General features: G+C 65.9%; 21 protein-coding genes. 7 read left to right on the top strand and 14 right to left on the bottom strand.

Features of this window, described 5'->3' with window-relative positions:
• Window position 1: 1 nt before the first annotated feature.
• The 5 genes from EL272_RS05225 to rpsB all read right to left on the bottom strand — a co-directional run bounded on the left by EL272_RS05225 (window position 2) and on the right by rpsB (window position 3,931).
• Window positions 2–868, bottom strand: a complete 867-nt coding sequence (locus EL272_RS05225) for a phosphatidate cytidylyltransferase (RefSeq protein WP_014846175.1) — start codon at window positions 866–868, stop codon at window positions 2–4.
• Window positions 868–1,425 (bottom strand): ribosome recycling factor, encoded by a 558-nt coding sequence (gene frr / locus EL272_RS05220; protein WP_014846174.1) that lies wholly within the window; start codon window positions 1,423–1,425, stop codon window positions 868–870. The genes EL272_RS05225 and frr overlap by 1 nt, the downstream gene beginning before the upstream one ends.
• Window positions 1,426–1,453: 28 nt before the next feature.
• Window positions 1,454–2,167, bottom strand: a complete 714-nt coding sequence (pyrH, locus tag EL272_RS05215; RefSeq protein ID WP_014846173.1) for a UMP kinase — start codon at window positions 2,165–2,167, stop codon at window positions 1,454–1,456.
• A gap of 102 nt (window positions 2,168–2,269) precedes the next feature.
• Window positions 2,270–3,079 carry a translation elongation factor Ts gene (gene tsf, locus EL272_RS05210; RefSeq protein WP_014846172.1) on the bottom strand — a complete coding sequence of 270 codons (810 nt, stop codon included), beginning with the start codon at window positions 3,077–3,079 and terminating at the stop codon, window positions 2,270–2,272.
• 27 nt (window positions 3,080–3,106) lie between these two features.
• A complete protein-coding gene (gene rpsB / locus EL272_RS05205) occupies window positions 3,107–3,931 on the bottom strand; it encodes a 30S ribosomal protein S2 (RefSeq protein WP_014846171.1) in 825 nt (274 codons plus the stop codon).
• A gap of 321 nt (window positions 3,932–4,252) precedes the next feature.
• Here rpsB and EL272_RS05200 point away from each other — a divergent pair, with 321 nt between their 5' ends.
• The gene (locus EL272_RS05200) at window positions 4,253–5,164 is read left to right on the top strand and encodes a peptidoglycan DD-metalloendopeptidase family protein (RefSeq protein WP_110644203.1); all 912 of its coding nucleotides are present in this window, start codon (window positions 4,253–4,255) and stop codon (window positions 5,162–5,164) included.
• 5 nt (window positions 5,165–5,169) lie between these two features.
• Here EL272_RS05200 and EL272_RS05195 read toward each other — a convergent pair whose 3' ends face one another.
• Window positions 5,170–6,060 (bottom strand): tyrosine recombinase XerC, encoded by an 891-nt coding sequence (locus EL272_RS05195; RefSeq protein ID WP_061787140.1) that lies wholly within the window; start codon window positions 6,058–6,060, stop codon window positions 5,170–5,172.
• A gap of 64 nt (window positions 6,061–6,124) precedes the next feature.
• Between EL272_RS05195 and def the strand changes: the two genes are divergently transcribed.
• Together def and EL272_RS05185 are read left to right on the top strand one after the other, a co-directional pair.
• Window positions 6,125–6,724, top strand: a complete 600-nt coding sequence (def, locus tag EL272_RS05190; protein ID WP_014846168.1) for a peptide deformylase — start codon at window positions 6,125–6,127, stop codon at window positions 6,722–6,724.
• A 115-nt stretch (window positions 6,725–6,839) separates the two neighbouring features.
• Complete coding sequence (locus tag EL272_RS05185) at window positions 6,840–8,687, top strand: ExeM/NucH family extracellular endonuclease (protein WP_061787141.1); 1,848 nt, start codon at window positions 6,840–6,842, stop codon at window positions 8,685–8,687.
• On the opposite strand, the gene EL272_RS05180 is transcribed toward EL272_RS05185, so the two are convergent.
• Window positions 8,688–9,479: a TrmH family RNA methyltransferase gene (locus tag EL272_RS05180; protein WP_061787142.1), complete on the bottom strand. Its 792-nt coding sequence runs from the start codon at window positions 9,477–9,479 to the stop codon at window positions 8,688–8,690. It abuts the gene before it with no gap.
• A 1,270-nt stretch (window positions 9,480–10,749) separates the two neighbouring features.
• Here EL272_RS05180 and EL272_RS05175 point away from each other — a divergent pair.
• Together EL272_RS05175 and EL272_RS05170 are read left to right on the top strand one after the other, a co-directional pair.
• Window positions 10,750–11,922 carry a hypothetical protein gene (locus EL272_RS05175; protein WP_126409361.1) on the top strand — a complete coding sequence of 391 codons (1,173 nt, stop codon included), beginning with the start codon at window positions 10,750–10,752 and terminating at the stop codon, window positions 11,920–11,922.
• 67 nt (window positions 11,923–11,989) lie between these two features.
• Entirely contained in the window at window positions 11,990–12,955 is a 966-nt protein-coding gene (locus tag EL272_RS05170; protein WP_061787202.1) for a bile acid:sodium symporter family protein, read from the top strand.
• Between the two features lie 20 nt (window positions 12,956–12,975).
• On the opposite strand, the gene EL272_RS05165 is transcribed toward EL272_RS05170, so the two are convergent.
• The 5 genes from EL272_RS05165 to fabG all read right to left on the bottom strand — a co-directional run bounded on the left by EL272_RS05165 (window position 12,976) and on the right by fabG (window position 17,677).
• The gene (locus EL272_RS05165; protein WP_197720300.1) at window positions 12,976–13,656 is read right to left on the bottom strand and encodes a DUF1345 domain-containing protein; all 681 of its coding nucleotides are present in this window, start codon (window positions 13,654–13,656) and stop codon (window positions 12,976–12,978) included.
• Window positions 13,657–13,786: 130 nt separating this feature from the next.
• Window positions 13,787–15,199, bottom strand: coding sequence for a class II fumarate hydratase (gene fumC / locus EL272_RS05160; protein ID WP_014846161.1), 1,413 nt, complete (start codon window positions 15,197–15,199; stop codon window positions 13,787–13,789).
• A gap of 98 nt (window positions 15,200–15,297) precedes the next feature.
• Window positions 15,298–16,098 carry an ABC transporter ATP-binding protein gene (locus EL272_RS05155; protein WP_014846160.1) on the bottom strand — a complete coding sequence of 267 codons (801 nt, stop codon included), beginning with the start codon at window positions 16,096–16,098 and terminating at the stop codon, window positions 15,298–15,300.
• A 76-nt stretch (window positions 16,099–16,174) separates the two neighbouring features.
• Window positions 16,175–16,948 carry an enoyl-ACP reductase FabI gene (gene fabI / locus EL272_RS05150; protein ID WP_061787144.1) on the bottom strand — a complete coding sequence of 258 codons (774 nt, stop codon included), beginning with the start codon at window positions 16,946–16,948 and terminating at the stop codon, window positions 16,175–16,177.
• A gap of 21 nt (window positions 16,949–16,969) precedes the next feature.
• A complete protein-coding gene (gene fabG / locus EL272_RS05145) occupies window positions 16,970–17,677 on the bottom strand; it encodes a 3-oxoacyl-ACP reductase FabG (RefSeq protein ID WP_061787145.1) in 708 nt (235 codons plus the stop codon).
• Window positions 17,678–17,704: 27 nt separating this feature from the next.
• Here fabG and EL272_RS05140 point away from each other — a divergent pair, with 27 nt between their 5' ends.
• A complete protein-coding gene (locus EL272_RS05140) occupies window positions 17,705–18,520 on the top strand; it encodes a putative RNA methyltransferase (protein ID WP_061787146.1) in 816 nt (271 codons plus the stop codon).
• Window positions 18,521–18,577: 57 nt separating this feature from the next.
• A complete protein-coding gene (locus EL272_RS05135; RefSeq protein ID WP_061787147.1) occupies window positions 18,578–19,990 on the top strand; it encodes an O-antigen ligase family protein in 1,413 nt (470 codons plus the stop codon).
• Here the strand turns inward: EL272_RS05135 and EL272_RS05130 are convergent.
• Complete coding sequence (locus EL272_RS05130) at window positions 19,971–20,951, bottom strand: YveK family protein (protein ID WP_061787148.1); 981 nt, start codon at window positions 20,949–20,951, stop codon at window positions 19,971–19,973. The genes EL272_RS05135 and EL272_RS05130 overlap by 20 nt on opposite strands.
• Window positions 20,952–21,024: 73 nt before the next feature.
• Entirely contained in the window at window positions 21,025–22,452 is a 1,428-nt protein-coding gene (locus tag EL272_RS05125; protein ID WP_061787149.1) for a phosphoglucomutase/phosphomannomutase family protein, read from the bottom strand.
• Between the last annotated feature and the right edge of the window lie 16 nt (window positions 22,453–22,468).

Raw genomic sequence — 22,468 nt, 5'->3', positions numbered from 1 at the left:
GTCAGCCCCCCATTCCCAGGCGCAGGACGAGCCAGCCCATCGGCATGGCCACCAGCATCGAGTCCAGGCGATCCATGAAACCCCCGTGTCCCGGCAGGAAATTGGACATGTCCTTCAGCCCGGCGTCCCGTTTGATCAGGGATTCCACGAGGTCCCCCAGCGTCGCGGCGGGTGCGATGCACAATCCCAGGACCAGGCCCAGCTCCCAGGAAGCGCCCAGGCACCAGAGAGCCGCCGCCACCCCGATGACCGCGGATGTGGCGATGGAACCCGCGAATCCCTCCCAAGTTTTGGAGGGCGAGATGTGCGGCGCCATCTTGTGTCTTCCCAGCAGGCTACCGATGGCGTACGCGCCGGTGTCGGAGGCCACCACGCAGGCTACCACCGCGATGATCCGCCGGGTGCCGCCGGGTTCGGCCATCATCAACGGGATGAAAACCCCCATCAACGGAATGTAGGCGATGATCAACGCGCTGGCGGCGATGTCGCGGATGAAACCTTCGCGGGCCAGCAGCAACCGAGCCACCAGGCAGGCGACCACCGTCCCGCAGACGCAGATCACGGCGAAGGTGGTCGGCGGCAACCCCAGATTCCACCGGAACATCGCATAGGCGCCGAGAACGCTCACCAAGGTGCCCGCGACAATGGTCTTCACCTGCGCGTGCATCCCTTTGCGCAGCAACGCCCGGTGAATCTCGACGACCGCCAGGCTCAGGGAGACGGCTGAGATCAGGACGAAGAACCAAGGAGCCCACAGCAACCCGACGGCCAGCGCCGCCAGGAGGACGAGTCCGACGCCGATGGCCATCGGGAGATCCCGGCCGGCCTTCGGCGTCGGCGTTGCCCGGGCTGGCTCCTGGTTGGGCATCAGACCTCGCTGAGTTCGGCTTCCTTGTTCTTGAGCAACTCGTCGATCGCCTCGACGTACTTCCTGGTGGTGACGTCCATGGCCTTCTCGGCGCGAACCAGCTCGTCCTCGCTGATCTCGGATTTCTTCTCGAGTTTCTTCAGCGCGTCGATGGAGTGGCGGCGGATGTTGCGCACGGCGATACGGGCGTCCTCCGCCTTGGCCCTGGCGAGCTTGATGTATTCCTTGCGGCGTTCCTCCGTGAGCTGTGGCATGACGACCCGGATGGAGTTCCCGTCGTTGCTCGGGTTCACTCCGAGATCGGCCTCCCGGATGACCTTCTCGATGGCAGCGATGGCGCTGCGGTCGAAGGGGGTGATCAGCATGGTCCGGGGGTCGGGCGAGTTGAACGTCGCAAGCTGCTGCAGCGGCGTCGGCGCCCCGTAGTAGTCAGCGTTGAGCCGGTTGAACATGGCGGGGTGGGCCCGGCCCGTGCGAATGGTCGACAGGTCCTCGCGGGCGTGGTCCACCGCCTGCTGCATCCTGGACTGGGTTTCCTTCTCGACGTCGGCGATCATTGCCGCTCTCCTTTACCTAATGGGGTTGTCAGCGGGAAACGAACGTCCCGATGGGTTCGCCCTGCACGACGCGGCCGATGTTGCCCCGTTCGGACAGGTTGAAGAAGATGATGTTGAGGGCGTTGTCGCGGGCCAGCGCGATGGCGGTGGCGTCGGCGACCTTGAGATCCCGGGACAGGAACTCGTCGTGGGTCAGACGCTCGTAGCGCCTTGCCTCCGGGTTGGTGCGTGGATCCGAGTCGTAGACCCCGTCCACTCCCTGTTTGCCCATGAGCAGCACCTCGGCGCCGATCTCGAGGGCGCGCTGGGCGGCTACGGTGTCGGTGGAGAAGTAGGGCATTCCCGACCCGGCCCCGAAGATGACCAGGCGCCCCTTCTCGAGGTGACGTTCCGCGCGACGTGGAATGTAAGGTTCGGCCACCTGGGCCATGTTGATTGCCGACTGGACGCGGGTGTGGATTCCCTCCTTCTCCAGGAAGTCCTGCAGGGCGATGGCGTTCATGACGGTGCCGAGCATGCCCATGTAGTCGGCCCGGTCCCGGGCCATGCCGTTGTTGCTCAGCTCGGCTCCGCGGAAGTAGTTTCCGCCGCCCACCACCACGGCCACCTGGGTGCCCCCGGAGACCACCGCGGCTATCTCCTTGGCGATACCGGATATGACGACGGGATCGACCCCCAATTTCCCGCCGCCGAAAACCTCTCCCGAGAGTTTCAGCAGCACGCGCTGGTATGGCTTGTTCATGGGGTCTGCCTTCCTGGTGGGTGACGCGTCACGGCACACAATATCGTCCCAAGCGAAACGAGCGCGCCCCCAAGGGGACACGCTCGTTTCACCGGACCAAGATCAGGCGCCCACGGCCAGGCGCGCGAAACGCTTGATCTCGACCCCGGCGGCCTTCAGGACGTTGCCGACGGTCTTCTTGTCCTCCCAGACCGCAGGCTGATCCAGCAGCACGACGTCCTTGTAGAACCCACCAAGGCGCCCTTCGATGATGCGCGGGATCGCGCCCTCGGGTTTGCCCTCCTCGCGGGCAGTGGCCTCGGCGATGCGGCGTTCGTTCTCCACGACCTCGGCCGGAACCTCGTCGCGGGAGACGTAAACCGGGTTCATGGCGGCGATGTGCATCGCGACCTGGTGGACGAGGGTCTCGTCACCGCCGGTGTACTCGACCAGGACGCCGACCTGAGGCGGCAGGTCGGAGGCGCGGCGGTGCAGGTACAGGTGGGTGTCGCCGTCGTAGTTGACCACGTTCACCAGTGACAGGTTCTCGCCGATCGTGGCGGCCAGCGACTGCACGGCCTCCTGAACGGTGGTAGAACCCAGCGGAGCGGCCTTTGCGGCCTCGAGGTCCTTGGCGCCGGAGGCGGCGACGGCATCGACGATCTGGTTGCCCAGCCCGACGAACTCGGCGTTCTTGGCCACGAAGTCGGTCTCGGCGGCGAACTGAATGAGGATCCCGTCCCTGCCCACGACGATGCCGTTGGTGGCCTCGCGGTCGGTGCGTTTGGCGGCCTTGGCGAGCCCGGAGATACGAAGCAGTTCGATGGCCTTCTCGTAGTCGCCCTCGGCCTCGGTGAGGGCCTTCTTGGCGTCCAGCATTCCCGCGCCGGTGGCGTCGCGCAGCTTCTTGACGTCAGCAGCAGTGATTGCCATGTCAGTTTCCCGTCTTGTCTTGTGAAATTACTCGGACTCGGTCTTGGCAGGGGCCTCGGAGGTTTCCGGCGCCTCCGCTGCGGCATTGTCGCCCTGGGCCAGGAGCTCGCGCTCCCAGTCGGGCATGGGCTCGGCCTCGGCCTCTTCGCCGCTGCGGCCGGAGGAGCGCTGGATCAGACCCTCGGCGACGGCGTCGGCGATGATGCGGGTCAGCAGGGCAACCGACCGGATGGCGTCGTCGTTGCCGGGAACCGCGTAGTCGACCTCGTCGGGATCGCAGTTGGTGTCGAGGATCCCGACGATGGGAATGCGCAGCTTGCGGGCCTCGTCGACGGCGAGGTGTTCCTTCTTGGTGTCGACCACCCAGACGGCCTGCGGGGTGCGGACCATGTCGCGGATACCGCCGAGGGTCTTGCTCAGCTTGTTCTTCTCACGCTCGAGGTGCAGCAGTTCTTTCTTGGTCAGGCCGCTGCTGGCGGAGTCCGTCAGATCCATGCCCTCGAGTTCCTTGAGACGCTGGATCCGTTTGGTGACGGTGTGGAAGTTGGTGAGCATGCCACCCAGCCAGCGCTGGTTGACGTACGGCATGCCGACCCGGGTGGCCTGCTCGGCGATGGCCTCCTGGGCCTGCTTCTTGGTTCCGACGAAGAGCACCTGCCCGCCACGGGCCACGGTGGACTTGACGAACGAGAAGGCGCTGTCGATGTAGCTGAGCGACAGCTGGAGGTCGATGATGTAGATCCCGTTGCGCTCGGCGAAGATGAAACGCTTCATCTTCGGGTTCCAACGGCGGGTCTGGTGCCCGAAATGGACTCCGGACTCGAGGAGTTGACGGGTGGTCACGACGGCCATGGCCGTTCCTTTCACGGCGGGCGCGTCAACGCCCGCACTTGTCAATGGCGAGCGGAGCTCGCGTCGGTGGTTGTTCTCGGACCCGCTGGGGCCTTTCCTGATGCGCCCGGCGGCGGCACCCGTGACGCGGAATCCCGGGACCACACCACCGCCGACGGTTCCCGTTGCGGCGCATGCGACGTCAATCGGACAGGCCGATTGCGCGGCCAATCCTAGGCCCCTGAACGTAAGGTTTTCAACTGATGTGTGAGGTTTTCAACACCGGACACGCTCTTCCCCGATGCCGGAGGTCGTCACGCTCCGCCTCCCACAGTGAAGAACATGAGGAAGGCATTGCTCCCATTGGCCCTTCTGGCGTTGACCCTGTTCCCCGCAGTGGCGCACGCGGATGCGGGGTTGGTTCTCTCGGCTCCCGTTCCGGGCGCGCTGCTGCGTCCCTTCGACGGCGGAACCTCTCCCTATTCCGCGGGGCATCGCGGTGTGGACCTGGCTGCAGACCAAGGGGAGGAGGTGCGTTCCGCGGCGGTCGGGAAGATCTATTTCAACGGGGAGGTCGCGGGTCGCCCCTCGGTCTCCGTCGATCACGGCAACGGATTGCGCACCACCTACACCCCCGTCGCCGGATCGCTTCCCGAAGGGACCCAGGTCAGGGCGGGTGAGGTGATCGGGCATCTGGCGGGGCCACCACACTGCGACCCCCGGTACTGCCTGCACTGGGGCCTGACCGACGGCACCATCTACCACGACCCGATGCTCTACCTGAAGTCCCCGCCCATCCGGTTGCTGCCGCACGGCACGACCCCGCCGCCCGTCACCTGGCTTCCGCCCGCCCAGGTCCCGGGACCGACACCCGAACCCGGTTCCCTACCGGTGGCCGGCCCCATCACCAGCCCGTTTGGGATGCGGGTGCATCCGGTCACCGGGATTCTGAAGCTCCACGACGGAGCGGACATCGGGGCGGCCTGCGGCACCGCGATCCACCTGCCCTGGGCCGGCACGGTGATCTCCGCCGGCTACGACGGCGGCTACGGCTACCGGGTGGTTGTGGAACACTCCGGGATCCGCACCGGATACGCCCACATGCCGGGAATCGAGGTCACGGCGGGCCGGGTCCTGGAGGCCGGGGCCGTGGTGGGTCACGTCGGCAGCACGGGCTATTCCACGGGCTGCCATCTGCACTGGATGGCCTGGCGGGACGGCCAGGTCATCGACCCCCTCACCCTGGTTCGTTGATCCCCTCAGGCCCGGGGATGGGCCTGCTGGAAGGCCGCCCGGAGCCTTTCGTTCGTGACATGGGTGTAACGCTGGGTGGTCGCAACGGATGCGTGTCCCAGCAGTTCCTGGACGCTGCGCAGGTCCGCTCCCCCGGCCAGCAGATGGGTGGCCATGGCGTGCCGCAACGCGTGGGGTCCGACGGATGCGCCACCCGCCGCCGTTGCAGCGTGGACCACGCGACGGGCGACCCGGGGGTCGAGGCCACCGCCCCGGGCGCCGAGGAACAGCCGGGGCGGACTGCCCGGCACCGCCACACGGTCCCGGACCGCCAGCCACGCGTCGAGGGCGCGTCGAGCCGGGGCGCCCATGGGAACGGTGCGTTCCTTGTCTCCCTTGCCCAGCACCCGCACCGTCGAGTTCTCGAAGTCCACGTCGCGCAATCCCAGCCCGCACGCCTCCGAGATGCGTAGTCCACTGGCGTAGAGCAGCTCGACCAGGGCCACGTCGCGCAACGCGATCGGATCGCCGTTGGCGGCGGCCGAGGCCAAGGACGCGATGGCGTCGCCCACCTGGGTTTCGGTGGGAGCCTCGGGCAGGTTGCGTGGCCGCCGGGGGGCACGCAACCGGGTAGCCGGGTCCGATGCGATGAACCCCTCCCTGTGTGCCCAGGCGAAGAAACCCCGGGCGCAGGAAACACGGCGCTGCAGGGTCGCGGGCTCGGCCCCGGAGTCGACCTGATCGGCGAGCCAGGAACGCAGGTGTGCGAGGGTGACCCGGTCGGGCGGAACCCGTGCCGCCGAGGCCAGCCCGGCCAGGTCCGCCTGGTAGGCGCGAATGGTGTTCTGGGACAGGCCGCGCTCGGTCTCCAGGTGGCGCCGGTATTCGGCGGTCAGCGTACCCCAGGGTCCTTCCATGCCGTCAAGTGTGGCAGCGGGCATACTGTTGCCCTGCACGACGAACCGGAGAACAGGAAGATCGATGTCCGAGGACCTCACCACCGGCGGCCACGTCCGTCCCATCACGCGCTGGGGTACCCCCGTGATGCACGAGACCACCAGGCCCGTCACCGAGTTCGGAGATGAGCTGCACGAACTCGTCCGCGACATGTTCGCAACGATGCGGGCCGCCGAGGGGGTCGGTCTGGCGGCCACCCAGGTGGGGGTCGGAGTTTCCGTTTTCATCTACGAGTGCCCGGACGCCGATGATCGCGTCCAGCGTGGGGTGGTCTGCAATCCGGTGGTTGAGCTTCCCAGGGGCAAGGACCGCAACCTCGACATCACCGAGGAGGGTTGCCTGTCGTGGCCCGGCGGCTACTCCGGTGTTCCCCGTCCCGACAAGGCCATCTGCCGGGGTCAGGACGCCTACGGCAAGGAAATCGAGCTGCTCGGCACAGGGCTGCTGGCCCGTTGTTTCCAGCACGAGACCGACCATCTGAACGGCACCGTGTTCGGGGATCGCATATCGGATCGTTCCCGCCGGAAACTGGATGCCCAGGTGGCCGATCTGGCGTGGCGTTACCCCGAGGACTGGCCGATCTCCCCCAAGCGGGATTCCGCACCGCGCCCCGGCGAGCAGTGAGCCGGACCGCCGGGACCCACATTCCGGGACGCGATGCGCGCTTCGCCATGGCCAGCTGAAAGAATCACTGTTGATGGTGGACCACGGTGGAGCCGCCCCACTTCGAAAGCGAACCATGAGAATCCGAACCCGTCTGCTGGCCCTGGCCTCGGCCACGGCCCTTCTTCCCGCATTCCTCGGAGCATCCACTCAGCCATCCTGGGCGGTCCCCGCGCGCAACGAGACGCCCCGGCTGGCGATCGGCGCGGTGCAGGGCCCCGGTGCTTCCAGTCTCTACGCGGGCCGCACCGTGATCGTCGAAGGGGTGGTGACCGGCGATTTCCAGGGTGAGGGCCAGCTCGGCGGTGTGTTCATCCAGGACGCGGGCGACGGGGATGAGGCCACCAGCGACGGAATCTTCGTCCACGACAAGGGCGCGAACGAACTGGCCGTCGGGGACCGGGTGCAGGTAAAAGGGAAGGTGGGCGAGTACAAGGACCAGACCCAGATCACCCCCACCACGGTGACGAAACTGGACGGCGGCAATGCGGTGGCCCCGCTGGAGTTGAACCTGCCGGTCACCGACTGGGAACGCCACGAAGGCATGCTTCTCAGGTTTCCGCAGGCCCTGACCATCCTCGACTCCCACGACTTCGACCGCTACGGGGAAATCGCCTACGGCACGAAACGGCAGTGGGCCCCGACCGGCGTCGTCGATCCGGGACAGCCCGCCATCGATCTGCTGGCCAGCAACAAGGCGGACCGCCTCACGGTCGACGACGGACGCAGCTCCCAGAACCCCACTCCCGCCGTCCACCCGAACGGGAAACCGATGGCCAGGGACAACTACTTCCGCACCGGCGACCAGGTTGCGAACCTGACCGGCGTGCTGGGCTACAGTTTCGGTTCCTACCGGTTGCAGCCGACCGCGGGCGCCGACCACACGGCCAGCAATCCCCGTCCCCCCGCCCCGGAGAAGCAGGGAAACCTGCGGGTCGCCTCGTTCAACGTGCTGAACTACTTCACCACCCTCACCTCGGACGACTCCCGGGCCCGCGGCGCCGACACCCCAGAAGAGTTCCAGCGGCAGCAGGCGAAGATCGTCGCGGCCATGACCGCCCTTGACGCCGACGTATTCGGGTTGATGGAGATCGAGAACAACGGAACCGCCGTCGACGATCTGGTGGCGGCCCTCAACGCCAGGGTCGGGGAAGGCACCTACGCCGCGGTGAAAACGGGAAAGGTCGGGAGCGACGCCATCTTCCAGGCCTTCGTCTACAAACCGGCCACGGTGGAACCGGCCGGTTCCTTCGAGACCCTGAGTTTCGGCAACACCGGGAACCGGCCCTCGCTGCTCCAGACCTTCCGCCACAAGGACTCCGGCGAGCTGGTCAACGTGTCGGTCAACCATCTCAAGTCGAAGGGTTCGGCCTGCAAAGGTGACCCCGACACGGGCGATGGCCAGGGAAACTGCAACCAGACCCGCAACAAGGCCGCGGAGGACCTCGTCTCCTGGCTCCGGGGTGACCCAACCGGCCAGGGCGCCGCCCGTACCCTGATCATCGGCGATCTCAACTCCTACGACCACGAGGACCCGGTGAAAACCCTCGTCGAGGGGGGTTACGCCGACATGGAGAAGAAGTTCACCGGCGAACAGGCCTATTCCTACGTCTTCGACGGCATGTCCGGCTATCTGGATCACGCACTCGCGAACCAGGCCGCGGAAACCAGTATCGTCGACGCCCGGGCCTGGCACATCAACGCGGACGAGGCGGACATTTTCGACTACGACATGACCTACAAGAAAGCGGCGGAGCAGGAACTCTACAGCCCCGACCCGTATCGCTCCTCCGACCACGACCCGGTGGTGGTGAGCCTCCGGCTCGGGAACCCCGAAACCCCGGTGCCCTCATCGCCGGCCCCCGCCGAGCCCACGCCGTCGAGAGCCGTCCTGCGCCCCGGCCTGCCGGAAACCAGCGGTTGATCACAGCCGCAGCCAGTGGGCGAAAATGGCTGCGGCGGTGGCGACGTTCAGCGAATCAACCCCAGCTGCCATCTCGATTCCGAGGCGGACATCCGAGGCGTCCAGCCAGCCGGCGCTGAGCCCATGCCCCTCGGAGCCGAGCAGCAGGGCCAGCTTCTCCGGGGCCCGGTAACCGGTCAGTGGCGTGGCCCCCGGCGAGAGGGTGGTGGCGGCCAGCTCGAACCCGGCGGCCCGGAACCTGGCCAGGTCCGTGGCGGAGTCGGTCATGCGCCGCCACCCGACCTGGAAGCAGGTTCCCATGGAGGCCTTGACGGCCCGCCGGTAGAGGGGATCCGCACCGCCCGGGGAGATCACCACGGCATCCCATCCGAGGGCGGCGGCGACGCGGATGATGGAACCTACGTTCGCGTGGTCGACGAGGTCCTCGCACACCAGGACGCGACGGGCACCGAGGATGGGCTCCCACGGCGTCTCGTCGGGCCGTTCGAAGCTCGCAAGGGCCCCGCGGTGCACGTGGAAGCCGCTCACCTGTTCGATCAACCGGTCGTCCGCCACCAGGCACGGGACGTCGGGCCGGGCCGCGAGCACGTCCCCCAGCCCGGGCAGCCATTTCGCCGCCAGCAGGAAGGACCTGGGGCGGCACCCGGCTTCGGCGGCCCGCCGGATGATCTTGTCACCCTCCGCGATGAAGATCCCCCGCTCCCCCTCCACCCTGCGCCGAAGCTGCGAATCCCGCAACGAGACGTAATCACCCATCCGGGGGTCGTCGGGGTCGGTGACGTCGAGGCGCATGCGCGCAAGAGTAGCGGAAACTTCATTGACCGGGATCGAATTCCAAGATGAATAACTGACGCCGTGACTCGGCATTGAGCGATGGATGATTATCCGCTCATACCAGATCACGAGAGTTGTTCACAGGTCGCGTATCAGCGAACGAAAATCCATTCGGAGCATATTACGAATGACCTCTGACAGGACTTGTCTTGTGCGGAGTTTTGCGCTGTCTCCGGGAGATCGACCCGCCAACCCCGTCGAGCCGGTTGCGCCGGCCTCCTCGTTTCTCACCTTCCCCCTGAGGGCTTACCGGCCTTGCAGCCACATGCCAGCGATGCAAACACGATCCAACGACAGCACGGCACGCGTTCCCGTCATGCAGACCGGCAGGAAACAGGAAGGCCAACAAACCACCGGGGCGGCGCGCCAACTCAGTCAACGCCCCGCGAACAAGCCTCGTTGGTTGATTCCGGCCACCCCCCAGGGGATTCTCCACGAAACGCTTGTTTTTCGAACGAACCCCGGCATCTCGCAACCACCCCCTGCGTGTTCATATTTTGGTCTGCCGAATTTCAGCGCCATCCACCCCCAGGACCCGTCGGTTTCCCACGGGGTTCCGTAGATCCACGTCCAGCAGAGCGATATTCGAATCCGGTTGGCAAAAATTTAGACTCGACGTTCCCAAATTCTACCCGGAGAAGGAGCTTACCGACAATCGGATTTCAGTCTCCATCCCGGTCATCACATAGACCGTGACCCCGCAGTCAGACCCCCGGCTGAACGGCAGCTGCACCACGAGGTCGGTACCTTTCCGGGGCTGGTATCGCAGCCCCCAACCCGCCTTGAGACCGGCGCGGCGGAGACGCTTGAGGGGCCTCGATTCGGAGCGCTCGTTGCCACAAGGAAGCCATCCAATCGGCGCCAATCAGCGCTCGATTTTATCCGAGCTTTCCTTTCTCAAAGATCCCGCTGCGGGATATCTGATTACGCTGTCGCCGTCAGGGGCCCCGAAGACCTCGCGAGCCCGACGGGCAAGCTCTGAAGACAGCAGCAGGTCCCGATCCAGCTCCTCACTTTGCTCCCCTGCCCCCCACTCCTTTTCCTGTCTCTTTCGCCGCTAGGAAGCCGTATTCAGGTTCGAGATGATAGAAAATATCGAAACCGCGATCGCCAAGGTCGCCACGATAGCGCTTGTGCGTTGCCTCATATAGGCGCCATCGCTGGGTTCGTTCACCACCCTCCGAGGAGCCGCAGGCATCCGACCCCTCCGGCGGGCTACCCTCGGGGCGTGATGCGAAAAATCCTGGCGTCGGCGTTGGCGTTGGTCTCCCTGCTGTCGCTGGTCCACCTGGGCCGCGCCACCCTGCCCGGGCTGCGCGGCCCGGATGTGGTCGCCTCCCAGGTTTCCTGGCTGGCCGGGAAGGCGCCGTCGGCCGCATCCGAGATGCAAGCGCTGTTTCCCGAGGGCGAGTTCTTCACCTGGGCTTTGACCGGCCTGGCGGCCGGGAACCTGGCTCGTTCGGGTCGCGATCCCCAAAGCCACCTCGCACTCCTGGAACGGGTCATCGCCGAGACCGGAAACCCGGTGGTCGCCGGTCGTTTCGGAACCAACGATCTGCTGCCGCACGGGACCTTCTACCACGGGTGGCGGCTGCTCCTGCTGGTGGACCGTGCCGCCTTGACCGGGGATGCGGCGCAGCTGGCCGAGGTTTCCTCAGAGGCCCGGGCCATCGCGGGGGCCCTGGATGAGAATCCCCTGCCGTCGTCCTATCCCGGTTCGGCGTGGCCCTGTGACGTCGTCGTGGCGCTCGCCGCCGTGCACCGGGCCAGCCGGATCGTCGAGGTTCCCGGACTGGCCGGCGTCACCAAACGGTGGTTCGAGGCGATGGATGCGCACCGGGATCCGAGCAACGGGCTGCTGATTCACCAGCGCGGGGAGTCCCGGGCACGCGGCGCATCGCAGTCGCTCATCCAGGTGTTCCTGCCCGACATCGACCCGGAGCGGGCGGCCCGCGAGTGGGGGATCTACAAGCAGGCTTTCCTGTCCCCGACGCTGGGGTTGGTGGGGACCCGGGAACACGCTCACGGCGTCGACGCCCCCGGGGACGTGGATTCCGGACCTCTCGTCAACGGGATCTCGGCGAGCGCCTCCGCGGTGACACTCGCAGCCGCCCGCCGCCACGGGGACGTCGAACTCGCCACGGTCCTGGACCGGGAGGCCGATCTGCTCGGCCTGCCATTGCCCGCAGGCTCGGGAACGGCCTTCGCTTTCGGTCTGCTGCCCGTCGGGGACGCCTTCGTCGCATGGGCGCGTTCGGTTTCGCTCGGGGAGGCCACCGGTGATCCCGCGCCCCAACCCTGGTGGTGGCTCATGTGGCTGACAGCCTTCATTCCCGGTGCCGCCGGAGGAGCTTTGTGGTTCGGGCGAAGAAAGTCCCGCGGGAAACCATCCCTGCCATGATCTGCTTGCCTTTCCGACGGAAACGCTTCACAGAAGAACTGTAGGCTCTTCTCTCGTGTGGTCGAAGATGAAGGACCCGTTCCTGCTCTACATTCTGCTCTCCGCTCTGGTCGGGTTCCTGCTGCCGACCTCCGGAGCGGCCACCGATGTCCTCGACTGGGCAACGAAGATCGCGATTTTCCTGCTGTTCCTCGGCTACGGAGCACGCCTGTCGACGGCCGAGGCGTGGGCCGGCCTGAAGCACTGGCGGCTGCACCTGACGATCTTCGTCTGCACCTTCGTGGTGTTCCCGGTCATCGGTCTGGGCCTGCTGCACCTGCCCTGGTACTCCCCCGGCCTGGCGTTGGGGCTGGCCTTCCTGACGCTGGTGCCGTCCACGGTGCAGTCGTCGATCACGTTCACGTCCATCGCCGGCGGCAACATCGCGGGGGCCATCGTCTCGGCCACCACCTCGAACCTGCTCGGGGTGATCCTGACGCCGCTGCTCGTCATGGCCCTGCTGCCAACCACGGGCGCCGCCCCCATCGGGTGGGGTTCCTTCGGTGCCGTGATGGTCCAGTTGCTGCTGCCCTTCATTCTCGGGCAGTTCTCGCGCCCCTGTACCGCGGACTTCATGACCCGCAACCGCAAGAACCTCAGGTGGCTGGACCAGGGCGTGATCTGCCTGGTGGTCTACGGCGCCTTCGGGGACCTCCGCCACAACGGCATCACCGCAACCGGCACGGAGCTGCTTATCATGCTGGCGCTGTGTCTGGTGATCCTGGCGTTCATGCTGTGTTTCACCCGGCAGTTGGCCCGAACCCTCGGATTCGGCCGCTCCGACGAGATCGCCATCGTCTTCTGCGGCACGAAGAAATCCCTGGCGACGGGGGTGCCGATGGCGACGGTGCTGTTCGCAGGCCAGGCCGTGGGGTTGATCGTCTTCCCGCTGATGGTCTTCCACACCCTCCAGCTCATAGCCTGCACCATCATTGCGCAGCGCTACGCAGCAACCGATAGCGTGACGAACCGGTCACAGGACAACAATTCCTGACCGGGATGTGGCGGCATCGGTCAGCCCGTGATGATCTTGAATGCGATGGCCATGACGATGGCGTTGTAGAAGAATGACAACATCGAGTGCACCGTCATTGTCCAGCGCAGCCGACGTGATGTCACGGTCGCATCAGAGGTCGCGAAGGTGGTGCCCAGGGTCAGGGCGAAGTAGACGTAATCGGTGGTCACGGGATCTGCAGTTCCCGGAAACCTGATGGCCGGTCCGTACATGTGGTCCAAACGCTCGTAATGACGGGCGTAGCTGAGGTGCAGCAGGAGCCAGCCAAGAACGGCCATGAGGATCGCCATAACACCAAAAACGATCTGGATTGACCTCAGTATCGTTTGCTCATCGATCTCAAGCTGTTCAGGTACCTGGGCGATGACATCCTGCGGTGTTGTCAGCCCTATGAGCCCGCCGAGCAGACCCATGAAAGCGGCGACCACTGGGGTCCAGCCCAGGAGAAAGACCAGCCAGGGCGGCAGCGCGAGCACCGGTTCCTGATTGATCTCCTTGTCGGGGGTCAGCCGGTGGCGCCATGCGACCCACAGCATGAGAGCCACGTATCCCAGGGCCAGAAGAATCCAGGCCGCCATGAACCAAAGGGCCAGGCTGGTGTCCCCACCCAGGATCGTCCCCAGCCCCAACAGAACCAGGAGCAGCTCCACCAGGAGGCCGATTGTGCTCGAACGCGTCACGGGGTGCAGTCTGCCACATCGCGACCTTCGGATACCGGGCGAATGCGGCTCCCGCCATCCGGGAAGGAGGACGGGAGCCGCATTCATCGCTCCAGCCGGGAAACCTCAATGGCATCCCGGCGTCACGACCTCACTCGTCGGCGGCGCTCGGGTGGGTCATGTCGGCGGGAACAACCCACTGGTCGAACTGTTCGTCGGTCAGGAAGCCGAGTTCCAGAGCCGACTCGCGAAGCGAAAGGCCCTTGTGGTGGGCGTTCTTCGCGATCTTGGAGGCCTTGTCGTAGCCGATGTGCCGGTTGAGGGCGGTCACCTGCATCAGGTTGGTGTCCAGGTTGGCCTGGATCCGTTCCTTGTTCGGTTCAATGCCGTAGGCACAGTTGGAGTCGAAGGAAACGCAGGCGTCGCCGAGCAGCTGGATGGACTCGAGCACACACCATGCCATGACAGGCTTGAACACGTTGAGCTGGAAGTTGCCCTGGGAGCCCGCGAAACCGACGGTGGCGTCGTTGCCGAAGACCTTCGTCGCCACCATGGTCATGGCCTCGCACTGGGTGGGGTTCACCTTGCCGGGCATGATGGAGGATCCGGGCTCGTTCTCGGGGATGAGCAGCTCGCCGATGCCGTTGCGGGGTCCGGACGCGTACCAGCGCACGTCGTTGGCGATCTTCATCAAGGCGTCACCCAGGACCCGCAGCGCACCGGAGACCAGCACCAGCGCGTCGTGGGCACCCAGCGCCGCGAAGAGGTTGGCGGCCTGCTTGAACTCGATGCCGGTCTCCTCGGAGATCTTCTCGGCGGTGAGCGCCCCGAACCTGGGATGGGCGTTAAGGCCGGTACCGACGGCGGTGCCGCCGATCGCCAGTTCACGGGCACGCGAATCGGCGTACTCGATGCCCTCCAGGGCGAAGTCGATCTGGGCCACCCAGCCGGAGAACACCTGGCCGAGGCGGATCGGGGTGGCGTCCTGCAGGTGGGTGCGCCCGACCATGATCACGTCGTCGTACTGCTTGGCCTTCGCGTCCAGGGTGTCGCGCAGTTTCCGGACCCGCGGGTACATGGCTGCCAACTCGTTGACCACGGCGATGTGCATGGCCGTCGGGAAGGTGTCGTTGGACGACTGGCCGCGATTGACGTGGTCGTTGGGGTGGACGGGGGTCTTGGTGCCGAGTTCACCTCCGGCCAGTTCGATGGCCCGGTTGGAGATGACCTCGTTGACGTTCATGTTGGACTGGGTACCGGACCCGGTCTGGAACACCACCAGCGGGAAGTGGTCGTCCAGTTTGCCCTCGATGACCTCGTCGCCGGCCTTGGCGATGAGATCGGCGATGTCGCGCGGAAGCTCCCCGAGCTCCGCGTTCGCCAGCGCCGCGGACTTCTTCAGGATGCCGAGCGCCTTGACCATCGGCCGACCCCACACGAAGGTCTCGCGCCCGATGTCGAAGTTGTGAAGCGACCTCTCGGTCTGGGCACCCCAGTACCGGTCGGAGGCCACCTCAATGGTGCCCATCGAGTCGGATTCGGTGCGGGTGTTCGGTGTTGCCATGGGAACTCCTTTGCTCTGTCGCCAACGCCTCCAAGGTTATCGTCAACGAACCAGCATCGGGCCAGCGGGTGTTGCACACGTCTCCCGTTTTGTCGTTCTCAGCCCCGGGACGTGGGGCGGGAACGGGCACTCCACCTGCCGTCATCGGTGCGGGCTACCATCAGGTCCATGCCGAATGCGGCACTCAGGTTGGCGTCGGTGAGCGTTTCCTCCAAGGGCCCGGCGGCGGTCACCCGTCCCCCGGAGAGTAGCAGACAGTGTGTGACGCCGTCGGGGATCTCCTCGACGTGATGGGTCACCAGGACGCTGGCCGGGGAGCCGGGATCCCGGAAGAGTTCGGTCAGGGTGCTGACGAGAGCCTCGCGGCCCGCCAGGTCGAGCCCGCCTGCAGGTTCGTCGAGGAGCAGCAACTCCGGGTCGGTCATCAGCGCCCGGGCGATCTGCACGCGTTTGCGTTCCCCCTCGCTGAGGGTCCCGAAGGTGCGATCAGCGAGGTGTTCCACGTATAGGGAGTAGAGCAGGCCGCGGGCACGTCCCTCGTCGCCACTGTCGTACTCCTCACGCCAACGCCCTATCACCGCCCAGGCGGCCGAGATCACCACGTCGAGGACCCGTTCCCCGGCGGGAATGCGCTCGGCCAAGGAGGAGGACGTCAATCCGATGCGGGGCCGCAGCTCGAACACGTCCACCCGGCCCAGCACCTCATCGAGCAGGCGAACCGTACCGGAGGTCGGGAACAGGTTCGCGGAAAGTATGGACAGCAGTGTGGTCTTGCCTGCTCCGTTGGGGCCCAACAGCACCCAGCGCTCGTTCTCACCGATACTCAGGTTCACCGAATCCAACAGGATCGAGGTTCCACGTCTGACCGTCACATCTTCGAGCGCTGCCACCACTGCCATGCGGCCAACGTTACTCGTACCGGGGGTTTCGCGGGCAAGAACTCTCGATTCCGCCCGCGAAACCCTCCGGGTCCCGTCAGGCCCCGGTGGAGTGGAGGCCGCCGTCGACGTGGATCACCTCGCCGGTGGTGGCGGGGAACCAGTCGGACAGCAGCGCCACGACGGCCTTCGCGGTGGCCGTGGTGTCGGTGGGATCCCACCCGAGGGGCGCACGCTGTCCCCAGATGTCGTTGAATTCCTCGGCTCCGGGAATGGCCTTCTTCGCGATGGTGTCGATGGGACCGGCAGCGACCAGGTTGGATCGGATGCCCTCGGAACCCAGGTAACGGGCCAGGTAGCGGCTGGCCGATTCGAGTCCTGCCTTGGCCACCCCCATCCAGTCGTACTGCGGCCAGGTGACCCGGGCGTCGAAGGTGAGTCCGACGATGGAGGAACCGGCGTGCAGCAGCTCCCGGCAGGCCACCGCAAGCGACACGTAGGAGTAGGTGGAGGTGTTCAGGGAGATCCCGACGTCCTTCCACTCGGTGTTCAGGAAAGCCCCACCGAGGGCCCGCTCGGGATTGGCGAAGGCGATGGAGTGGACGATGCCGTCCAGACGGTCGCCGAAGTGTTCACGAAGCTGCCCGGGCAACGCCGCGAGGTGTTCGGGATCGGTGACGTCGAGTTCCAGCACGGGCGGAACGGTCGCGAGCCGCCCGACGACGCGCCGCGTCAGTCCGACGGCCCGTCCGAGGTTGCTGACGACCACCTTCGCGCCTTCGGCCTGCGCGATCTCGGCGACGCGGTAGGCGATGGATGTGTCCATGGTCACTCCGGTGACCAGGATGTTCTTGCCTTCGAGGATTCCCATGTAGATGCTCCTTGGTTTTTCTCAGTGACCCATTCCGAGGCCGCCGTCGACCGGAATGACAGCGCCCGATACATATCCTGCCCCAGCGAGGAACAACGCCGCACCCGCGACGTCCTCAGCCTGCCCGAGGCGTGCTGCCGGGATTCGTTCCCGGTAGCCCTCGACAACCTTCTCGTCCAGTGCCGCGGTCATGTCGGTCTCGATGAACCCGGGGGTGATCACGTTGGCGGTGATGTTCCTGCCTCCCAGTTCGCGGGTGAGGCTGCGGGCCATGCCGATCAGCGCCGACTTGGAGGCCGCGTAGTTGACCTGCCCGGGTGATCCGAGCAATCCGACCACCGAGGAGATCAGGATGATTCTCCCGAACCGGGCGCGGGTCATGGGGCGGACCGCCCGCCGCACCACGCGGAAGGTGCCGGTCAGGTTGGTGTCGATCACCGCGTCCCAGTCCGCATCCGACATCCGCGCCAGCAGGGTGTCCTTCGTGACACCGGCGTTCGCGACGAGCACCCCCACGCTCCCCAACTCGGCCTCGACCCTCTCGAAGGCCGCGTCCACCCGGGCCTGGTCCGTGATGTCGCATTCAACGGGCAGCACACCCTCAGGAACCTCACCTCCGGCGCGATGGGTGCCCGCGACACGGTACCCCGCGTCGCGGAACTTCTCGGCGATGACACGGCCGATGCCGCGCGTCGCCCCGGTAACGAGAACAACAGGCTTGTCTTGCACGGATCAAACACTATCGTGGGCGCGGTGATGGCCGACCGCCCCGTTCCCGAGGGACTCTCCCACGTGGTTCCCTGGCTCCGCTGCCCGGTCTGCACCGCATCCCTGGAATTGGCCGGCAGGACACTCGGCTGCGAGAACCGCCACTGCTTCGACATCGCCCGGCAGGGGCACCTGAATCTGCTGCTGCGCGCCGCACCGAAAAATGCCGACACCCCCGGGATGCTCGCCGCACGCGACCGTTTCCTGTCCGCAGGCTGGTACGAGCCGCTGACCCGGAGGGTGGTCACCGCCCTGGCCGGTGCACGCCGGGTACTCGAGGTGGGGGCTGGAACGGGCCACTACATCAGGGCGTTTCTCGACAAGACCCCCGAAGCCGTCGGGCTTGCAGTGGACGTCTCCCCCGCGGCCTGTCGCCGTGCTGCCGGACGCAGCCCACGCCTGGGATCAGTCGTCGCCGACATCTGGCGTCGCCTGCCGATCGCCACGGGAAGCCTGGAGGCCGTGCTCTGCGTGTTCGCTCCCCGCAACCCGGCCGAGTTCGCCCGGGTGCTCTCCCCGGGCGGGCGGCTCGTGGTGGTGACCCCGGGCCGGGATCATCTCGTGGAGCTGCGCGAATCGCTCGGTCTGCTGGGACTCGACCCGGAGAAACTGGAACGGCTGGACGGTTCCATGACTGGTTTCGACCTCGTGGACCGGCAGGAACTCACCCATCCGTTGAACCTGTCCGCCGAAGCCGCAGCCGACCTCGTCGCGATGGGTCCGAACGCCTTTCACACCCACAAGGCCCCCACTGCGGCGAGAACCACCGCGGCCTTCGTCACCAGTACATTCCGGCGACTGTAGATCCACGTCCCGAACCGGGAAGACGGACCCGCTTCCAGAAACCTCTAAAATGACAGCGTGCTGCATTCCGTCCTCAGTCCCTCACGCGCCATCAAGACGCGCCTGCGGCTGAATCACTGGAGCCTCCTGGCCGTGATCGTGTGCGCCTGCCTGCTCATTTTCGCCTCGACGGTGGTCAGCGAGGATCAGGTGGCCCACACAGGAGTGAGTTCCTTCCAGCTTTTTTTGACCTCAGCGGTCGCGATCCTCGCCATCGCAACCACCATGAAACTGCGCGAGGACCCGACCCGGGAGCCTCCGCCCCGGGCCCTAGTCATCGCCGCGGCGGCCTTCATCCTCCTCTTGGTGCTCGCAGTGGTGTCGCTGCCTCTGGCGAAACACTGGGTCAGCGCACAGTACGGAACCCCCTCGGCGGTGGTTCCCGTTCCCCTGTCATACCTCGTGAACCCCTTGATAACGGCGGGCTTGTCCTGTCTGCTCGCCATCCTGGCCGTCAACTTGGTTCCCTCTTCTCAACAGTTCGAGATCCTCTGGTGGTTCGCATTCGCCGGTGCCGTGACGACCCCCATCGGCGTGTGGTGGAACGCCAGCAACGCGGAGTTGTATGGTCGTTGGGCCACCCGCCTCGCAGGCGCCGCCGTGCTGCACACCGCTCTCCTGCTGGGGCTGGCGATCTGTGTGGCAGCGGTGATCGTGGGGCATCGAAGGGGCCTCTCGGCGCTGTCCTCGGCGGCGTACGTGATCTGGATCATGGCGACCGGGGCCCGGACCGGCGTCATCACTCTCGCCCTGTTCATGGCTTTGTTCATCCTGCCTTCGATCATTGACATGGCCAAGCGCCGCCCGAACCGCTTGCCCCTGATCGTCTCCAGTGCCGTGGCCGGTATGACGGCCTTCGCCGCTGTCGCATGGCACGTCATGGAACAGCGCGGTTTCAAACTCACCGGGGCAGGCCGTGTCGAGACCTGGGTGTACGGCATTGAGCAGGCGCTTGGATCACTTACAACCCTGGTTTTCGGAGTTGGCTATGGCGTGTTGTGGCCTTGGTACGCTTTCGAGACCAACAGCCTCCCCCAGGCCGGCGCCCATGGACCGAAGCAGATGCCCGAGGGCATCACCCTCTCGCACGCCCACAACACCTACGTGGCGGTTTTTTCGGAGCAGGGACTGGTTGGCCTTGCCCTGTTGCTCGTGCTTGCCGGGGTCGTCTGCTGGGCCTGGTGGCGGGCACGCGGAGTAATTGAGCGCGCGATCGCATCCGGCTTGGTGGCAACTCTCGTGGGTTTCGCCTTCGACACGTATCTGACGAAGAATTTTCCCGTGAGCTTCATCTGGTGGTCGGCGTTGGCCTCGCTCCTGGTGATGATGAACCATCGCCGCAACCGTGAACCGGAAACACTTCGGCTGCTGGAAGCCGCCTCCGCCGGGGCCACGACCCCAGCGCGCGTGCTCACGCTCGGGCATCGCTGACGACCAGACACGCCGCGATCTTGCCCCCTGCCGCTTCCAGGAGATCGATGGTCTCCTGGACCTTCTTCAGCGCGTCCCTGCGATCCGCGAACACAACGGTTACCTCTCCCCCGGCCACGGTCCGCAGGGCGACGGGGTCGGCTCCGTTCGGGGCGGCCTCCACCGCCGTCGCCTCAGCGCCCAACTGTTCCCCCAGGCCCCGGCACCACGGCCCCAGATTCACCCTTTCCCCGGTCCCCACCAGGACCGCTCTCCCTGTCGCCGACTCCTTCAGATGAGGAGAAAGCACCGCGGCAAGCTGTTCGAAAGCCGTCTGGTCCGCCTCGGCGCGAAGCACCAACCGTCCGCTGGCGGCCAAGGCACCACCCGATGCGACCTTGGGCCGCAGCGAGGCCAACCCCCAGACGACGACGAGCCCTACGGCGAGGCCCAGCACACCCCCAGCAAACGCTGAGGGCACACGGCCAACACCTGCCGAGACCGGTTTCGCGGGAGCCGTCATGGCCTCCGCCCGGATCAGCGGCTGACTTCCCGGATGCAGCGCCCTGATCTCGTTGGTCAACTCAGCGGCCAAAGCCTTGGCCACCGCAGCGGACTGCTCCGCGCTCGGAAGGGAGACCGTGATCATGATGACCTGGTCCGTGACCGTGACCGCGGTCGCGCCCGCCACATCCGAGGCTGTCATTCCCGGTATCTGGGATGCCACCCGGTCGGTCACGTCGTTCCCCTGAGCGAGTGCTTGATAGAGCGACATCTCGGAACGGATCACGGACGTGACGTGCTGCACATCCTCGGGGGTTCCCACCGAGGGGGCGGCCAGGACCACCACCCGCGAAGTGGTGCTGTAGACGGTGCGGGCGGCGTTGCCGACGACCCACCCGCCAGTCAGGCCCGCCACGGTGGCGACCGCGATCACCAGCCAGGACCGCGTCAGGGCGCTCGCGAAATCGCGCAGGTTCATGTCACTCCAGGGACGTCGACGTTCGGACGACACAATTATAACGACGATTGTTATAAACGGTCGAGACGGCAGCCTACAGTCCCAGGAACTTCCTGAACTCCTCACACGCCCGCTCGGCCCGTTCCCGGGTGGGCATCTCGCAGAAGATACGCAGGAGCGGTTCGGTTCCGGAGAACCTGGCGATGATCCAGCCGTCCTCGAAGTAGACCTTGCAGCCGTCCCGGTACGAAACTTCGCGCACGTTCTCTGAGAACTCCGGCAGCAGACGGTCCTCCATCAGGACCCTCGAGATCTCCTGTTTGCGTTCCGAATCAAACGTGAAGTCGGTCTCGGCCATGTAGCGGGGAGCGAATTGCCCCGTGATCTCCTCGTAGATCTCGCTCATGGGCTTGCCGACCACGGCCAGCATCTCCACCAGCAAGGTCGCGGCGTAGATCCCGTCCTTGCCGGAGATGTGTCCCCTGACGGTTAGCCCGCCGGAGGACTCGCCGCCGATGATCGCGTCGGTTTCGAGCATCTTCCCCGAGACCCACTTGAACCCGACGGGAACCTCATGGCACTCCTGCCCGAACTGGTGGGCCACCTCATCGAGCAGCGACGTGGTGGCCACGTTGCGGACCACGGGACCCTGCCACCCCTTGTACTTGAGGAGGTAGTAGTAGAGGATCACCAGCAGCTGATTCGGGTGCAGGAAGTTTCCCTTGTCGTCAATGACCCCGAGCCGGTCGGCATCGCCATCGGTCGCTATCCCGAGGGCGCAACCGTTGTCCACCACGTAGCGTTTCAACGAGTCCAGGGAGGCACTGTTGGGAGAGGGCATACGCCCCCCGAACAGGGTGTCGTGGCGGTCGTGGATGACGTCCACCTCGCAGCGGGCCGTCATGAGGATGGTCTGCAGCGAGGTGCGAGAGACCCCGAACATCGGGTCCAGTGCGATCTTCAGGTCGGCTCGGCGGATGGCGTCCATGTCCACCTGGTCGATGATCGAGTCGATGTAGCCGTTGAACGGATTGATCTGGCGGATCAGTCCCCGCGCGACGGCCTTGTCGTAGGGCACCTGCCCAATCCTGGCCTCGCGGGTGCCCTCGAGTTTCGTCATGCGGTCCTCGATGTCGCGCGTGACCACTTCGTCCGCGTCCCTGCCGCCCGCCGTGAACACTTTGATCCCGTTGTAGAGGGCGGGGTTGTGGGAGGCCGTTACGGCCATGCCGTAGGGCAGCCCGAGGTTCTTGACGGTCCACATGATCAGCGGGGTGGGGGCCTGGGCGATCCTGATCACCCGGCACGCCACCCCCTCCCCCGCGAACACCTCTGCCGCCCACTTGGCGGCGACATCGGAGAGGAATCGCCGGTCGTAGCCGATCACGATCCCCTGGTCCTGGTTTCCCTCCTCCTTGATGCGCTGGGCGAGCGCCCCGCAGAGCAGTCTCACGTTGCTGCGGGTGAATTCGTCACCGATGATCGCCCGCCAGCCGCCGGTGCCGAAGTTGATGCGCGCCATGGCATGGCCCTTTCCT

Origin of the sequence: Arachnia propionica, from assembly GCF_900637725.1 — a bacterium.
GTDB lineage: Bacteria > Actinomycetota > Actinomycetes > Propionibacteriales > Propionibacteriaceae > Arachnia > Arachnia propionica.
This window is presented reverse-complemented; position numbering and strand designations above follow the sequence as displayed.

Excerpts from the sequence above, each read along its gene's own strand:
- EL272_RS05195 (WP_061787140.1), bottom strand. The coding sequence starts at position 6,060 with ATGGAAGGACCCTGGGGTACGCTGACCGCCGAATACCGGCGCCACCTG.
- EL272_RS05180 (WP_061787142.1), bottom strand. The coding sequence starts at position 9,479 with ATGCGCCTCGACGTCACCGACCCCGACGACCCCCGGATGGGTGATTAC.
- EL272_RS05155 (WP_014846160.1), bottom strand. The coding sequence starts at position 16,098 with ATGGCAGTGGTGGCAGCGCTCGAAGATGTGACGGTCAGACGTGGAACC.
- fumC (WP_014846161.1), bottom strand. The coding sequence starts at position 15,199 with ATGGCAACACCGAACACCCGCACCGAATCCGACTCGATGGGCACCATT.
- fabI (WP_061787144.1), bottom strand. The coding sequence starts at position 16,948 with ATGGGAATCCTCGAAGGCAAGAACATCCTGGTCACCGGAGTGACCATG.
- pyrH (WP_014846173.1), bottom strand. The coding sequence starts at position 2,167 with ATGAACAAGCCATACCAGCGCGTGCTGCTGAAACTCTCGGGAGAGGTT.
- EL272_RS05185 (WP_061787141.1), top strand. The coding sequence starts at position 6,840 with ATGAGAATCCGAACCCGTCTGCTGGCCCTGGCCTCGGCCACGGCCCTT.
- rpsB (WP_014846171.1), bottom strand. The coding sequence starts at position 3,931 with ATGGCCGTCGTGACCACCCGTCAACTCCTCGAGTCCGGAGTCCATTTC.
- EL272_RS05140 (WP_061787146.1), top strand. The coding sequence starts at position 17,705 with ATGGCCGACCGCCCCGTTCCCGAGGGACTCTCCCACGTGGTTCCCTGG.
- EL272_RS05130 (WP_061787148.1), bottom strand. The coding sequence starts at position 20,951 with ATGAACCTGCGCGATTTCGCGAGCGCCCTGACGCGGTCCTGGCTGGTG.
- EL272_RS05170 (WP_061787202.1), top strand. The coding sequence starts at position 11,990 with ATGAAGGACCCGTTCCTGCTCTACATTCTGCTCTCCGCTCTGGTCGGG.
- def (WP_014846168.1), top strand. The coding sequence starts at position 6,125 with ATGTCCGAGGACCTCACCACCGGCGGCCACGTCCGTCCCATCACGCGC.
- frr (WP_014846174.1), bottom strand. The coding sequence starts at position 1,425 with ATGATCGCCGACGTCGAGAAGGAAACCCAGTCCAGGATGCAGCAGGCG.
- EL272_RS05125 (WP_061787149.1), bottom strand. The coding sequence starts at position 22,452 with ATGGCGCGCATCAACTTCGGCACCGGCGGCTGGCGGGCGATCATCGGT.
- tsf (WP_014846172.1), bottom strand. The coding sequence starts at position 3,079 with ATGGCAATCACTGCTGCTGACGTCAAGAAGCTGCGCGACGCCACCGGC.
- EL272_RS05225 (WP_014846175.1), bottom strand. The coding sequence starts at position 868 with ATGCCCAACCAGGAGCCAGCCCGGGCAACGCCGACGCCGAAGGCCGGC.
- EL272_RS05200 (WP_110644203.1), top strand. The coding sequence starts at position 4,253 with ATGAGGAAGGCATTGCTCCCATTGGCCCTTCTGGCGTTGACCCTGTTC.